Origin of the sequence: Dehalogenimonas formicexedens, assembly GCF_001953175.1 — a bacterium.
Classification (GTDB): domain Bacteria; phylum Chloroflexota; class Dehalococcoidia; order Dehalococcoidales; family Dehalococcoidaceae; genus Dehalogenimonas; species Dehalogenimonas formicexedens.
Genome location: NZ_CP018258.1, coordinates 1,311,650 through 1,326,402, shown reverse-complemented (window position 1 = coordinate 1,326,402; position 14,753 = coordinate 1,311,650). Strand labels below are relative to the sequence as shown.

Below are 14,753 nucleotides of genomic sequence, written 5' to 3'. Positions count from 1 at the left end.
TTGTTACCTGCCGGAAGCTCCCGGCACCGGTAGTGTTGCGATCAGGTCGCCGATAATGTCGCGGCTACCTGTTTTATGCGCGCTCGACGGATCGAGTACCAGGCGGTGAGCTAGAACCGGCACCGCCAAAGCCTTGACGTCATCGGGCAGTACAAAATCTCGCCCTTCCAGAAGCGCATGGGCCTGGGCGGTGCGGTATAAGGCCAATGAACCTCGGGGCGAAACACCCAGATAGAGTGCGGCATGCTTTCTCGTGGCCCCGGCGATGGCCACGATGTATTCACTGACCAGCCGATCAACGAACACGTTCTTAACCGTCGATTGTAGAGTGAGCAATTCCTCGGCGTGGATGACCGGTCCGAGGTTTTCGATAGGATGGTGATGGCGCTGGTTTTCTAGAATCGTGAGTTCGCCGCTTGCGTCCGGAAAACCGAGCGACAGGCGGAGCGTAAACCGGTCGAGTTGCGTTTCAGGCAGAGGAAATGTGCCCTCGTACTCGATCGGATTTTGAGTTGCCAGCACGTGGAATGGCGCCGGCATGGGATGGGTAACCCCGTCGACGGAAATCTGGCGTTCTTCCATGCATTCGAGCAGAGCTGACTGGACCTTCGGCGTCGCCCGGTTGATCTCGTCGGCCAGTACAACCTGAGCCATGACCGGACCGGGTCTGAACTCGAAATCCCCCGATTTCTGATTGTATACGGTTGTTCCGGTAATGTCTCCGGGCAACATATCGGGGGTGAATTGGATGCGCTTGAAAGAACATTCAAGCGACCTTGCTAAAGCTCGCGCCAGCATCGTTTTACCGACTCCCGGCGCGTCCTCGATCAACAGGTGCCCGCCGCTCATCATGGCGACTACAGCCAGTTTGATAGCTTCAGTCTTGCCGACGATAACTCTGCTAACGTTATCGACGATTCCGGAGGCTGAACGATGAGCCCAGGAGAAAGATCGGTCGAGGCGACTGGTAACGGACGAACTTTCCATAACCATGACATTCATTATATGTCAGGCAGGCGATTCTGGAAAGTTCGAATTTGGTTTAAGATCGAAATGCCGGGCGGCGAAAATTTCCCGGCTGTTACTTTTCCAGGTATTCGCGCAGGCGGTCCCAGTAGAAATCGTGCCAACCTTGAGAGATTTCTTCGGCGAATGCCTCAGGCACACCCTCCTGGGTCAGGCGCAACGTGGTCAAACCATTCTTTTCTTGAAGGTCGATCGTCACCCTGGAAAAAATACCGGAGGGCCAATCGGAGGCGCGCCACTCCTGGACAATTTTTCTACCGGGAACGATTTCCAGGAAAGTGCCGTTTATGTATTCGCCATATGCCTGGAACTTTCCTCCGACCCGTGCGTCGATTGAAGCCGCATCTCCGGTAAAATCCGAGTGTTGTTTGGAATCAACCAGTGCCCTGTACACGAGTTTCGAAGGCGCTTCGAATACAGCCAACTGGACGATGGTTTTCCCGTCCATCAACTAACGCTCACAGCGCGGTGGCTTCCCGCGCCTCTCATGGTGTTCGCGGCAGGGCACACAATCGCCGTGGCGTTCACATTTCACCTTGGGACAGGTGCAGACCGTTCCTGAAGTAGATAGGGCGCCAGATATCTCTGGATGGGAATGGTCTGCTCCAGCCCTGTTTATTCTAAACAATTCTAGGTTTCTGAAATTTCGATGGTGTTGATCACAGGAGGATCGACCGGGCTGGACATCTCGCCATGAGGTGAACGTCTGACCGGAACGCCGGCGATTTTCTGCACGATATCCATGCCTTCGGCGATCCGGCCGAATTGAGTGTAGTTCGGGCATCCGTCGAGTCCTTTTGATTGAGGTCCGGTACAGATGAAGAACTGGCTGCCGTTGGTATTCGGTCCGGCGTTAGCCATGGCCACGATTCCGGGATCATATGAATGCTTGACCGGGAGTTCATCGGCAAATCTATAACCTGGACCTCCGGCGCCGCTGCCGGTGGGGTCGCCTGTTTGGACCATGAACGGCTTGATTATCCGGTGAAAAACGACTCCGGCGTAAAATCCCTGGCGCGATAAAAAGACAAAATTATTGACCGTCCTGGGACTTTCCTTGGCAAGCAACTCAATTTTGAAAGACCCCACGTTGGTGGTCACTGTGGCGGTGTATTTTTTCGCCGGGTCGATCTCCATTGCGGGTGGCGTATTCCAGTGTTTGGTGGAGTCGGACATCAATTTTCCTTTCTCGATATTGTCGGTGAGCTATTCTTTTTCGATTGTGATCTTGATTATATACGGTGGGTCGACAGGTTTGGAAACCTCGCCAGCTCCGTTGTTCACTACAGGGACAGCGGCGATCTTCTGAACCACGTCCATGCCCGACACTACTCGTCCGAACTGGGTATAGTTGGGTGTGGAATCGAGGCTCCTTGCCGTCGAACCGGTGCAGATGAAAAACTGGCTGCCGTTAGTGTTGGGACCGGAATTGGCCATGGCGACGATGCCGGGGTCGTAAGGGCGTTTGGGCGGCAGTTCATCGGCGAAGGTATAGCCCGGTCCCCCGGCGCCCGTACCGGTGGGATCACCGGTACGGACCATGAAATTTTGAATGATACGATGGAAAATGACCTTGTTTCCGGCTGTCTGATCGTAAAACCCCTTGTTGGTCAGGGAAATGAAATTCTCGCACGTTTTGGGGGCATCCTTGGTGAAAAGTTCGATCTTGAATGAACCCATATTCGTTTCGATTGTCGCGTAGGTGATTTTCGAAGTGCAGCCGGTTGTGGCGGGAAATAACATCAGGATCAGAAGAAGTACAAATGTTCCCAGTAATTTCATACCTATCCTTTTTGGACACTTTTTCCACTTAATCATACGGGAAAATGGCACATCTTACCAACGGCTGAAAAAAGACTGATACATGGATGTTATTCAACTAAGAAGTGATCAAAAACCGGATCGTTTTAATCACGCTCCGGTTTGCGGGTGGTGAATCCGAGCAAAGCGTATATGGGACAATACCCAAGAACCGCCGTAAATATCAGAATTACGGCCGCGACCTCGAGTACTCCATCCCTAATACCCTCTACAGTCAAATTGGCTAACAGAAATAGTCCTACACCCAGGAGAGCTCTGATCAAGCCGTCAACCGGTCCGAGATTTTGCTTTAGTTTCATTTCATCCTCCCGCCAACCCCCGGTTTATAATATCGGATCGTTTTAACCGTGTTTCAATTTTTCCTGTTCTTCAAGCTTGCATGAACTGACCTTAAGGGTTTCAACCTCCGAAAGTTTGATAGGCACCGCGCCCGGCGGGATTGAATCTCCACCAAGCGGTTCAGGTGAGGTAACAATAGCCCGGTAGCCATCGTTGAGTCCGAAGGTATTACACTTGTCAGGGGTGACCATGCCGCACGATACGATCATTCGCATGGCGCAATCGACAGCAAGTTCAGGTCTGACAATTTGGTTTTCGCGGAGAAGCTGTAGGAATCCCGACGTGGGATTTGGCGAACCCGGGACGTACACCACGTAAATCTTCTGGCCGTCGTTGTCTTCCAACTCGTTAGTAATGAAAGCCAGCGATTTTACTCCTTTTTGAGGAAAATCAACCAACACGGCTTCCTTGAAAGCCGCGTTTTTGGCGCCCCCGATGGAAGTCATAACCTGTTTGGCTCCGGTGTATATTTGGGAGAAGATCGGTACATGTTCCAGAGCTTTATCGATATTTCTGAGTACGAAGCGGCCGAGGTAATTCTGGAGGACCAGACCTGTGACGAAAATCAGGACGATTGTGCTCACCACCCCCAGGCCTACTATTTCATGGCCAAAAATAAGCCTGATCACGGGCTGAAGGAATCCGTCTATCGTGTTGAAGACCCATAACAGGATGACAATCGCCGCAAGGAAAGGCACCAGGAATAATAGTCCGGCGACAAAATCTTTCCGGAGTGTAGCTGTTAACCGGTGACGCTTTGTTTCTGCCATATATCTCGTGCCTTCAGTAAATTATGGCAGGAATCTACCATTTTTGGAATAAGTACAAATACCTATTTAATATCTGCTTATTACGGTATATCGGATTCGTTTTTCGTGGTATTGATATCCACTGAATGCTGCCGAATCACCCGCGGTCAACGTCGTCATGTTTGACCGCGACTTTGACCGCGGCTTTCTGGTCATCCCGCACCCGCATGTAGAGCATCCACGCCACGGCGAACCCCATGAAAAACCAGGCAACGCCCAATGCGATGTTGCCCTTTGACATGAGATCTATACCCAGTCCGTTCATCAGACCACCCACCAGTCCAATCATTACAGGCATTTTGTTTCTCCTCTCCCGCCTCACCGGCTTTACCCGATTCTGTTTTTTTCGATATACCAGAATCGTACCAATTGGACCGGCTTTGCGAAATTGGGAAACCTACCTGATTAAGGACCGCCACATGCGTATTGTTGTTTTGAAAGTCCCGTAACCTTAATAAAATCAGCCTGTAGAAGAAGGTTGTAAAGGTACTAAGTCTTTGGGACGATGGTACTGATAAAAAGAGATCTGAATACTTAGCTCGATCAGGTTCCGGACTGTAGCTTCTTTTCCAGTTCCGAATTGGATGGTTCAACGAGGATGGAACCGTCCGGAAAGACAATCGTGGGTACGCTGCGGTTGCCCTTGTTAATCCGTTCCACTTCGGTCGTGGCGGCAGGATCAACGGCGATGTCGATCCACTTGAAAGAAATTCCCCTGCTTTTTAGGAAACTCTTAGCCCGGTAGCAATCGGGGCACCAGGTAGTGCCGTACATTATGATTTCTTCTGACATCGTTTCTTCCTTATTGCGCTGAACGGCTGACACATTCAATGATATATTGCTTTGGGTTTTCCAACAAGAAGGATGCCAGCGGATTTTTTGGACCTAATCGCTGACGAAACCTCAAAAACGGAAATGCACGAAAATCCGCCCGAAATTTTTATCGTCTTTCTCAAGCCGGTGGTAGAGCTTTTTTATCTCGGGTTGCGCCAGGAACCTGAGAACGTGTTTCTTCAATTGACCGGACCCTTTTCCGGGGATAATCTCCACTACCGATATCTTATTGGCCACAGCCTGGGAAATTACACGGTTTAATTCCGATTCGATCGCAGCTCCGCGATTGTAAATATCATGAAGATCGAGTGCCAGTTTTGCCAACCAATTCCCTCCGGTGAATACGGACTTGGTTATTGTATATCTGACGTTCCACAAAGAACAAACCTACGGTGAATCATGCACAGCCAGGCACCGTCCTCCAGCTTGTGTATCGGAATTGATCTACCTTAAACCACATCCGGGCGGTAAATTTTGAGTGGTGTGCATGCCTTAAAGGCTGAATGAGAGAGAATCAGTACCGTTCGTGTAAAAAATAAGTAACAGTACGTATTTTTCATCCCTTTGATAAGAATTAAAATCAGATTGCTGGACGCTGAGTAGCACCGTACTAGCGAGAGGACAGAAGGAAAGGGTGTCCGGACTGTGAACGCGGGTCCGGCTTAAAGCATTGTGAAATTCTCCCCAGGGACTGTGCCCACATGGTTGAGTTTCATCCGCGAAGCCTGGCGAATTTATAAAAACGTGAGGAGAAGATGCAGACTAGGGTTTACAATATCGCCTTTGCCGATTCCATCAAGCAGGCGTATCTCCATTTTCGCGATTGTAACCTGACCTGCCGGGGTTGCATCCTCCGGAAAATTCCATTCGATTCCATGCTGGATCGGAACATGCATCTGTATCTGGCTGAACCAAATGGAGAAGCTTCGATGCCAAACCGGTACCTCGATTTTGACGGGGTTATTGATGCCCTGGTCGGCCTCGGAGCCACGTCGGTCCTCTTCGAAGGCCAGGAAGCCTCTCTTGATCCAACCATGCCTTTGATTGCTAGGACACTGCATCAAAAACTTTCTACTTCCAATATTCTTCTTACCAACGGCCTCAATATGCCGGACCTTGCTCATATCGACAAAGTTGCCTTCAGTTTGAAGGCTTTCGATGAAAATCTCCACCTGGAGTATACCGGCCAATCCAATCGTGTCATCCTTCGCAATTTTAAGAGAATCTATGATTCGGGAGTCCCGATGCTAGCTGAAACCGTCGTTATCCCCGGGTACGTCGACGCCGATGAGGTCGCCAATCTAGCCCGGTTTATAGCCTCAGTTGATCCGGGTATGTTGTATCACCTCGATGCTTATTCAAAGGTAGCTGATAATCCCTGGCCCCGAGCCACGGTCGAAAACGTCGAGAAAGCGGCTTTGGCTGCTGGCAAGTATCTCAAGAATGTTCACTTTCTACGGGAAGAACCGAGGGAGTTCAGTGTCAGAAGCGTTTTCCCAACTGAAGCCGAATTGGATTTCGCCGAACAGCCGAGCGTCGATCTCGTAAGGATGCCAGTCCTGGTTTAGCTCTGAGAATAACTGGGAGGATTGCAATGGTTTTTGGCTTCCGGGAAAGACCGGATGGCGTTAACACGGATATCAAAACCGAAAGGAGACGAACACAATGTCAATGTTTCACAGCACGGTAAGCCGGCGGCAGTTCATGAAAGCCCTCGGCTTGGGCGGCGCCGGTGTCGGCGTCGCATCCCTTGTCCGGCCTGTTTTCCACGATCTCGACGAACTCATTTCATCGGGAGTCGCCCAGGCCAAGCGACCATGGTGGGTCAAGGAAGTCGATAAACCGACTATCGACATCGACTACACAATGATGACCCGGCATGATTCCACCCTGCAGGGACAATCCTCCTACATGCGCGCCTACTACCTGGGCAAAGAACGCGTATTGGCTACTTCTACCACCGGAGCCGCCTATGAAAAGGCTCAGATTGCTGCCGGCAAACCCGGCTGGGATACTCGTTTCCAGGCATTGCAAAACGCCTATAAAAGGGTTGCCCCTTCGGCCAACCCTACTTGGTCGGAAGCCACAGTCCCAACGCCATCAAAGAGCCCTTCAGAACGTGGTGATGTTAAATGGACCGGTACTCCTGAAGAAGCGACCGCAATGCTTCGGATGGCCATGCGCGTTTTCGGTGCGGAACTGGTTTTCCCGTTTGAGATGACCCAGAACGAAAAAGACCACGTGATTTTCAAGAATTCAGATAAAGCAAACGGCGATCAGTACATTGATGCATGGCCTCCGCCAGATACCGCTGCCCGACCGATCGTCTTCGAAAATGTACCGGCGCCGTATTCCACCACTACCAAGCTCGTGATTCCCGACCAGATCCAGCTTTCTGAAATCAGTCTTACTATGGGAGGCGCCAACGAACTGTGGCGCATGGCTCCGACTCCTATTGGAAGCCTGGCCAATGCCAACACTTTCAACAACACAGCTAACTGCCATGCCTCCACCTACAGCTTCCTGCGCTATCTCGGTTATTTCCAGATAGGCATCATTGGCAATGATTCAACCTATCTCGGATCTGAGGGTGGCGCCGCCATCCTTTCTGGTCTCGGTGAGGCTTCACGCCAGCAATTGTACACTTTGACCCCGGAAAAAGGTGCCCCCGGACGGCTTTACACCATCGCCACCGATCTGCCTCTCGAACCCAGCAAGCCAATCGACGCTGGCCTGTGGCGCTTCTGTCACGCCTGCCACAAATGCGCCGATCATTGCCCGCCGCAGACCATCTCTCAGAACAAAGAGCCGTCATATGACCGCGATGCAGCTAACGCCGGCGCCCGTGATCCTGCTTCTGTTCCCGATTATGCCGGCAAGACAGCGCGCTGGGCGGTTGATGGCACTAAATGCTTCCTGTCTGATAGTCCGCTTTGCCGTCAGTTTAACGCCGAGACCGGCCGCTGTCTCGTGTGCTGGGGTGAATGCACCTTCACCACCAACCGCGGCGCTATGGTCCATCAGGTCATCAGGGCGGTAATCTCTAACTTTAGCGCCTTGAATGGCCAGGCTTACAAGCTTGGCGATCTCTTCGGCTATGGTTGCTGGCCGCGGACCGACGTGGACCAGGTCAATAACTTCTTCGAGTTGCAATTACCCGTTCTGGGCCATGACTCTACCGTCTGCGCCTACGACGGTGGTTACAACAAGTGGGAAGGTCCTCCTTTCCTATAGTCCTTTTGAGGGGCTCCTCGACAGGACAACCTGTCGAGGAGCCTACCTAGGAATAAAATTAGGATCACCAGTCACGATGAAAATATTACTCATAAACGCCAAGCCACAGCCCGACAACGAGCCTTACAAAAAAGCATATACAACGTTGCCCAATGGTATTTTGTATATTGCCTCAGTTCTAGAGAAAGCTGGCCACGAGGTGCGCGTTTGCGATGGTTTCATCGACGGTCGTCGACCGGAAGATTTCGTTGACTGGCAGCCAAGGATCATCGGATTTTCGGTCATCGGTGGTCCGTACATGGAAGCCGCGATGGCACAGTCAGCTAGGTTTAAAGAACTTCTGCCGGATTGCGCAATCGTGTGGGGAAATGTTACCCCGAGCGCTATCCCCGAGCAGGTGCTCGCTGAACCCTACGTCGACTTTGTTGTGATCGGTGCCGGCGAGTTTACCATGGTTGAATTGGCTGCCAGTTTCGAAACAGGCTCTATTGAGCTTTCGGATATCAAGGGTCTTGGCTATAAGCTGGATGGCAATGCGGTATTGAACGAACGCCGACCTTTTATCAAAAATCTCGATGATCTGCCTGATCCAGCTTGGCATCTAGTGGACATGAAAAAGTACACCGAGATTGGCCTGACCACCAGCCGTGGGTGCGCTTTCCAGTGTGCTTACTGTTACCATTCCTCGCTTTCAAAGGGTTACACCGCTGAGTTCTCAGCAGAGCGGGTGATTTTACAGATTGAATATGTCCACTCCCAATATGGCGCCAGGTTCGTCAGCTTTTTCAACGAAGATAATTTCACTTTTAATCGTAAAAGGTTGCGTGAATTCTGCCGCTTGATGATTGAACGCAAAATCAAGGTCAAATGGAGTTGCGATTCTCGGGCGGATCTCTCGGAAGCCGATATTGCCCTCATGGCGAAAGCAGGTTGCGTCACCATCAGGTTTGGCTTGGAAACCGGTTCACAGCGAATGTTGGATTTCTTGCACAAAGGCATCACCCTGGCGGACATGGAGCGAACTGTCGCCTTATTGGTGAAACATAGAATCCACACCCTTGTTTACATCATGTATGGCTTCCCGACTGAAACTGTGGCCGATTTTCAGGCTACGCAGGAATTATTAAAGCGTATGGATAACCCGCCCCATCTATTTAGTAGGTTTGTCCCGTTCCCGGGAAGTGCACTATCAGACTATTGTGTTTCGCACAAACTGGTTGTTTTTCCTGAGAAACTAGGAGATTGGCCGGATTTCCTCACTGCTCACGGACATCGAATCAACCTCAGTCAGGTCCCCGACAATATGATCGCCGAAACTGCCGCCAGGTGGCGCCATAACTACGCCAAGGACCGTTTCATATTCACCATGAAACACTATCCAGTGGAGTTCTGGCGGATGGTGGCTAACCCGGTCAAGTTCTCCCGTGAATTAGCCGGGTTACTCCGCAGATATTTTCAATTGAATCGTTTCAATGAATCGGTAATGCACCAAAGGAACTTGAGTCCTAATCAAAGCTCTCGTTTAGCCAAGGAGGTCACCATTTCGTGAAAGTTCTGCTAGTCACCTCGGCTACCCCGGCCTACAAGCAGTACTACTCGCAGGCTTACACTAACCTGCCTAACGGGCTTCTCTATATCGCCTCAGCATTGGAGAATGCCGGCCACGAAGTTCAGATCTATGATGGCTTTGTGGACGGGAGAGAACCAAAAGATTTCGTTTCCTTTAATCCCGACCTCATCGGTTTCTCGGTCATCACCGGCCCCAACCTTGAGGGTTCGGTGGCCCAGTCCAGGGAATTCAAATCACTGCTGCCTGACGCTAAAATCGCCTGGGGCAACGTTCATCCGTCCATAATGCCAGAGCAGACCCTCGCTGAAGGTTCTATCGATTTCGTCGTTATCGGCGCCGGTGAGTTCACCCTATTGGAACTACTTGATCATTTGAGAATTGGTACCTCCTCGCTCGACTCGATAAAGGGGCTGGCCTTCAGGCGCGATGGGAATGTCGTCGTCAATGAGCGCCGCGAGTTCATCAAGGACCTTGAGTCCATGCCCGATCCGGCGTGGCACCTGGTTGACGTCAAGAAGTATTCGGTCATAGGCCTGAACACTTCTCGGGGCTGCGCCCATCACTGCGCCTTCTGCTACAACAAGACCTACAACAAGGGTTACGTCGGCTTCCTGGGTGCCGAGAGGATCATCTCCCAGGTGAAACACCTCAAAGAGAGGTACGGCGCCAAATACATCCGCTTCAATGAAGATAATTTCACCTTCAATAGAAAGAGACTTCGCGAGCTCTGCAGACTTTTGATCGAGCGCAAGGTGAAAATCACCTGGAGCTGCGATTCAAGGGCTGACCTTAGCGACGCTGATATCGCCCTGATGAAGAAAGCGGGCTGTGTCGCTGTGGGCCTCGGTCTTGAGACCGGCTCCCAGAGGATGCTTGATTTCATTCAGAAGGACATTACCGTACTTGAAATGGAAAAGACCTTCTGGGGTATGGTCAGAGCCGGGATCCGCACTTCGGTCTATATCATGTACGGCTTCCCCACCGAGACGGGGGCGGATTTCAAAGCGACTCAGAATATGCTGAAACACTTGGACGATCCCTATTACATGTACAACCGCTTTGTCCCTTTTCCCGGAAGCGTACTTTTTGACTACTGCGTGAAGCATGGCCTGGTGGAACTGCCGGAGAAGCTCGAAGGCTGGCCGGACTATCTTATGAGATTCTCCAACGAGATTAACATCAGTGAAGTTCCTGAGGCGATGATGAGCGAAGTCGCCGCTCACTGGAGGGCGACTTATGCGGTGCAGCGTATCCGTTTCACCTTAAAGCACAATCCTTCTTACTTCTTAACCGCCTTTACCGACCCGAAGAAGTTTACCCGAGAACTGTGGGAACTAATCAAATACCACACCCAGGTCAATGGCTTTTACAAAGTGGTCAAGAAGAAACTTGATGGTGAATCCAAAGACCGGTCGCTTGTCACCGCCGCGGCCACTTCAAGGAGGTCCCTGTAGCGGTACGGCATGCCGTGCCCAAATTGGAGCAGGATAAAATTCATGAAAGTCCTACTGGTCAACGCCGCCTCGCCGACTTACCAGGCTTATTACAATAAAGCCAGGTGCACCATGGCCAACGGCCTTTTTTATATTGCTGCCACTTTGGAGCGGGCGGGACATGAGGTGCAGATCTACGATGGTTTTGTGGATGAGAGGAAGCCTGAGGATTTTGTCGAGTGGAAGCCCGCTTTAATCGGCTTCTCGGTCATCGCCGGTCCTTATCTTGAAGGCTCGATCTTACAGTCCAAACAGTTCAAAGAACTGCTGCCTGATGTGAAAATCGTCTGGGGGAACCTGCAGCCCACCGTCCTCCCTGCCCAGTGCGTCATTGAGCCGTACGTGGACTTTGTCGTCATGGGTGCCGGGGAGTATGCCATGCTTGATCTGGTGACTCATCTTGAGACGGGGACACCTTCTCTGTCTGAGATAAGAGGCCTGGGCTACAAGGTGGACGGCAGGCCGGTCATCAATGAGAGGCGTCCATTTATCAAGAACCTAGACGAGCTTCCGGATCCAGCCTGGCACCTGGTGAAAATGGAGAGATACTCGGAAATAGGGCTTTCAACCTCAAGAGGCTGCGCCTACAAGTGCGCCTACTGCTACCACTCCGCTTTCGACCGCGGCTACGCCTCCGAGCTTTCGGCGGAGAGGGTCGTCGAGCAACTGGAGAGGGTGCAGAAGCTCTACAAAGCCAAATTTGTAAGGTTCAACGAGGACAACTTCGCCTTTAACAGGAAGAGGCTCCGCCAGGTGTGCAAGATCCTTATCGAGCGCAAGAACAAGGTGAAGTGGGCCTGCGAGAGCCGGGCCGACCTTTCCGAAGCCGATATCATCCTGATGAAAAAAGCGGGCTGCGTCGCTATGGGACTGGGACCCGAGACCGGCTCCCAGAGGATGCTTGACTTCATCCAGAAGGGCATTTCCCTTGAGCAAATGGAGAAAACCTTCTGGCTTCTCACCAAGCACAAGATCAGGATCGTGATTTATTTGATCTACGGCTTCCCGACTGAAACCACTGAGGATATGAAATCGACCAGGGCGTTGCTTGACCGGCTGGATAATCCTGCCTATCTCCTCTCACGTTTTATCCCCATCCCGGGAAGCGTACTCTACAACTACTGCGTCGACCATAACCTGATCAAGGCCCCGCAGACCCTGGAGGAGTGGCCGGAATTCATCGTTTCCCATGGCCACAAGATCAACCTTTCCCAGGTACCCCAGGAGATGATCGACGAATACGTCGCCCATTTCAACCACACCTACGCAAAAGTCCGCTTCATGTTTACCGTCCGCCATAACCCGGCTTACTTCCTGCTGGCCTTCACCAACCCGGCCAGGCTCTACCGGGAGATGAAGGAACTCCTGAAATACCACCTGCATATGAATAAACTTCAGAAGATCAGAAAAGAGCAGTATGCCGGTGTGTTTAACAGCAAGCCGTCGACGGTTGAAGCCGCGTCTCTGAAGCCGAAGTGCTCTCCTTGAACGTTAGAACGGGAAAATCGCTTCTTCCTCTTTATCATTCGGAGAGATAGCGTGAGATGATTTCTCCCAGGTCCTCAATATCCTTCAGGTAGACGAATTCATCCTTGCCATGGATGTTGCTCTCGGTACGGATAACCCCCAACCCGAAATCCTGCCCCTGCCATTCTTCATGGACTATGATGCCCATGTCCCCGGAACCCATTTCCCCAAATCGTCCGGACGTCCCTGTCACTTCCTTGATCAGTTTTTCCAGGCGTTCGACCGCGGGTCCATTGGCTGGAGGCACTGTTGGCACCCGTAAACCGTACGAAATTTCCCATCGTATGTCTTTAAACTTGCCCAACAGATCTCGGATTTCATTGTCCGCTTCTTCCAGGGTTTCTTCGGGAATAAGGCGCCGGTCGACGGTGATGGTGCATTCATCGGGTACGATATTTGATTTAAGACCGCCGTGGATCATGTTTATATTGAGGCGGGGCTCCATGAATTTGAGACCGGTGTCGGGATGGGCCGGAACCGCGGATCTTTTGGCAGTGATTTTGGATTTGAGTTCAAGAAGGGCGTTCATGACCGGTACTGCCTGTTCCACGGCATTTGTGCCCAGGTGAGAAAGCCCGGAGTGCACCGATTTACCGTTGATCTTGATATCCACCTGCAGAGCGCCAAGCCCGGCGATGGCGACGCCCCCGGTGTTTGAGTCGAGCGACCAGACGATGGAGCCCGCGACCGGTTCCAAAAACCGTTTGAGAAAACGGATCTGTCCGGACTGGCTGAGTTCCTCATCGGTGGTGATCATGATTGAGACATCGTATTTATATTCCCGGTCTGCCATCTTATTGAGACCGATGAGCAGCCCGACGATACCGCCCTTCATGTCGGCGCTGCCTCGGCCGAACATCTTGCCGTTCTCGACGCGGGGCTCGAACGCCGGCCAACCCTGGGCAGGCACGACATCGATATGTCCGTAAAAAATCAGGCGCGGCTTGGCTTGGGATTTCCTGTGACTGATCAGCGCGAACCTGCCCGTTCGGCCCTCGCAGAATTCAGTGGGGATCTCCACCAGCTCTGACTGGAATCCGGCGCCCTCAAAATGGGGGACAAGGTATTCCAGCGCCAATCGGTAATTATTGCCAGGCGGAACGGTCGTATCTATGGCAACGAGGTCTGAAAGTGTCTTTACATAATCCATCTGCTGTTTCCTATTGAATCTTCGAATCTTTAGCTCTGTGAAAAGATTTAACCGGCTTCGAACCCGCGGCTCATGTCCTGGAGAAACCTTTCGATCTCCGGCGACAGTCTGACCTGCTCCCGGTTCTTGACCCTGGCGTCATAATTGTCTTCCAGTTGGGTCAGCATGAATCTGAGTTGAGGATGCTCCTTGAGGAAGGCCTCCGCCATGGCGGTAACTTGCTCGTTCTCCTCTTTGGCCTGTGCCAGATCGGCGCCTGGGACCTCGATGCCGTAGAGGGATTCGCAGATCTCCAGGAGGCGCACCTCACCCCGGTGATCCGCCGGGACCGGGAGGTATATCGGCAGATGGACAACCAGGCTCAGCGTCTCGATGCCTGTTCTCCTGGCTTCCTGTGCCAGGAGGCTCATGATCGACGTCGGTCCTTCGTAGTTGCCCGGGACAGCCCCGGTAACTTCGATACTGTTTTGAAGCAATTGATTACTCGCCGAACTGGTGACGAAGGGGGGGCGGGTGTAGGGCAGCATCTCGTACATGGAGCCCAGGAGACAATACCTTTTCACGTTGAAGTGCTTGAGGAGCTCAAGGATAGATTCGATATATTGTTCGGAGCGCATGTGAGGTTCGGGCGCCCGCAGGAAGATGAAATCCGAAGCAGAAATGCTGCCGAACCGGGCGATGGCATTGGGAATTTCGATCTTGGATTCGCCGTTCACCATCGAGACCGTCGGTCGGTAGCGGGTAAAATCGAAAAATTCCCCGGGAACCGAGATCTGAGCCAGGGGTTGGGCGTCTGCCAGCTTTTCCAGGTATTCTACGGCCAATCTCGCTGATTCCCCGGCGTTGAGCCAGGGCGGGATGGTAACGAAAACATGCGGATTCTTGAGTTCCGGGACCGGATCGACCGAATCAAAAAGGCTTATCTTCATGTTTTCATTTTATCACGAATG

Annotated in this window: 16 protein-coding genes; 5 read left to right on the top strand and 11 right to left on the bottom strand. The window is 51.9% G+C overall.

All coding sequences use genetic code 11. From position 1 onward, the window contains the following. Nucleotides 1–3: 3 nt before the first annotated feature. The 9 genes from Dform_RS06920 to Dform_RS06880 form a co-directional block, all read right to left on the bottom strand. Complete coding sequence (locus tag Dform_RS06920) at nucleotides 4–987, bottom strand: AAA family ATPase (RefSeq protein WP_076005102.1); 984 nt, start codon at nucleotides 985–987, stop codon at nucleotides 4–6. Nucleotides 988–1,081: 94 nt separating this feature from the next. Then, the gene (locus Dform_RS06915; protein WP_076004368.1) at nucleotides 1,082–1,474 is read right to left on the bottom strand and encodes an SRPBCC family protein; all 393 of its coding nucleotides are present in this window, start codon (nucleotides 1,472–1,474) and stop codon (nucleotides 1,082–1,084) included. Nucleotides 1,475–1,656: 182 nt separating this feature from the next. Then, nucleotides 1,657–2,202: a peptidylprolyl isomerase gene (locus Dform_RS06910; protein ID WP_225973654.1), complete on the bottom strand. Its 546-nt coding sequence runs from the start codon at nucleotides 2,200–2,202 to the stop codon at nucleotides 1,657–1,659. Between the two features lie 30 nt (nucleotides 2,203–2,232). Further along, nucleotides 2,233–2,769: a peptidylprolyl isomerase gene (locus tag Dform_RS06905; protein ID WP_225973745.1), complete on the bottom strand. Its 537-nt coding sequence runs from the start codon at nucleotides 2,767–2,769 to the stop codon at nucleotides 2,233–2,235. A gap of 164 nt (nucleotides 2,770–2,933) precedes the next feature. Next, complete coding sequence (locus Dform_RS06900) at nucleotides 2,934–3,146, bottom strand: YgaP family membrane protein (RefSeq protein WP_076004366.1); 213 nt, start codon at nucleotides 3,144–3,146, stop codon at nucleotides 2,934–2,936. Nucleotides 3,147–3,188: 42 nt separating this feature from the next. Continuing rightward, the gene (locus Dform_RS06895; RefSeq protein ID WP_076004365.1) at nucleotides 3,189–3,956 is read right to left on the bottom strand and encodes a DUF502 domain-containing protein; all 768 of its coding nucleotides are present in this window, start codon (nucleotides 3,954–3,956) and stop codon (nucleotides 3,189–3,191) included. 136 nt (nucleotides 3,957–4,092) lie between these two features. Continuing rightward, complete coding sequence (locus Dform_RS06890; RefSeq protein WP_076004364.1) at nucleotides 4,093–4,293, bottom strand: hypothetical protein; 201 nt, start codon at nucleotides 4,291–4,293, stop codon at nucleotides 4,093–4,095. 245 nt (nucleotides 4,294–4,538) lie between these two features. After that, nucleotides 4,539–4,787, bottom strand: a complete 249-nt coding sequence (locus Dform_RS06885; protein ID WP_076004363.1) for a glutaredoxin family protein — start codon at nucleotides 4,785–4,787, stop codon at nucleotides 4,539–4,541. Between the two features lie 111 nt (nucleotides 4,788–4,898). Continuing rightward, on the bottom strand, nucleotides 4,899–5,153 hold the full coding sequence (locus tag Dform_RS06880; protein ID WP_076004362.1) for a Smr/MutS family protein: 255 nt from the start codon (nucleotides 5,151–5,153) through the stop codon (nucleotides 4,899–4,901). A gap of 431 nt (nucleotides 5,154–5,584) precedes the next feature. On the opposite strand from Dform_RS06880, the gene Dform_RS06875 reads away from it, so the two are divergent. The 5 genes from Dform_RS06875 to Dform_RS06855 all read left to right on the top strand — a co-directional run bounded on the left by Dform_RS06875 (nucleotide 5,585) and on the right by Dform_RS06855 (nucleotide 12,614). Further along, on the top strand, nucleotides 5,585–6,397 hold the full coding sequence (locus tag Dform_RS06875) for a radical SAM protein (protein WP_076004361.1): 813 nt from the start codon (nucleotides 5,585–5,587) through the stop codon (nucleotides 6,395–6,397). Nucleotides 6,398–6,494: 97 nt separating this feature from the next. Next, nucleotides 6,495–8,063, top strand: a complete 1,569-nt coding sequence (locus tag Dform_RS06870) for a reductive dehalogenase (protein WP_076004360.1) — start codon at nucleotides 6,495–6,497, stop codon at nucleotides 8,061–8,063. Between the two features lie 76 nt (nucleotides 8,064–8,139). Further along, nucleotides 8,140–9,612, top strand: a complete 1,473-nt coding sequence (locus Dform_RS06865) for a B12-binding domain-containing radical SAM protein (protein WP_076004359.1) — start codon at nucleotides 8,140–8,142, stop codon at nucleotides 9,610–9,612. Then, nucleotides 9,609–11,087, top strand: a complete 1,479-nt coding sequence (locus tag Dform_RS06860) for a B12-binding domain-containing radical SAM protein (protein ID WP_076004358.1) — start codon at nucleotides 9,609–9,611, stop codon at nucleotides 11,085–11,087. The genes Dform_RS06865 and Dform_RS06860 overlap by 4 nt, the downstream gene beginning before the upstream one ends. Nucleotides 11,088–11,129: 42 nt before the next feature. After that, on the top strand, nucleotides 11,130–12,614 hold the full coding sequence (locus tag Dform_RS06855; RefSeq protein WP_076004357.1) for a B12-binding domain-containing radical SAM protein: 1,485 nt from the start codon (nucleotides 11,130–11,132) through the stop codon (nucleotides 12,612–12,614). 34 nt (nucleotides 12,615–12,648) lie between these two features. On the opposite strand, the gene Dform_RS06850 is transcribed toward Dform_RS06855, so the two are convergent. Continuing rightward, nucleotides 12,649–13,803 (bottom strand): M20 family metallopeptidase, encoded by a 1,155-nt coding sequence (locus Dform_RS06850; RefSeq protein ID WP_076004356.1) that lies wholly within the window; start codon nucleotides 13,801–13,803, stop codon nucleotides 12,649–12,651. A 47-nt stretch (nucleotides 13,804–13,850) separates the two neighbouring features. Continuing rightward, nucleotides 13,851–14,732, bottom strand: coding sequence for a PAC2 family protein (locus Dform_RS06845; protein WP_076004355.1), 882 nt, complete (start codon nucleotides 14,730–14,732; stop codon nucleotides 13,851–13,853). Between the last annotated feature and the right edge of the window lie 21 nt (nucleotides 14,733–14,753).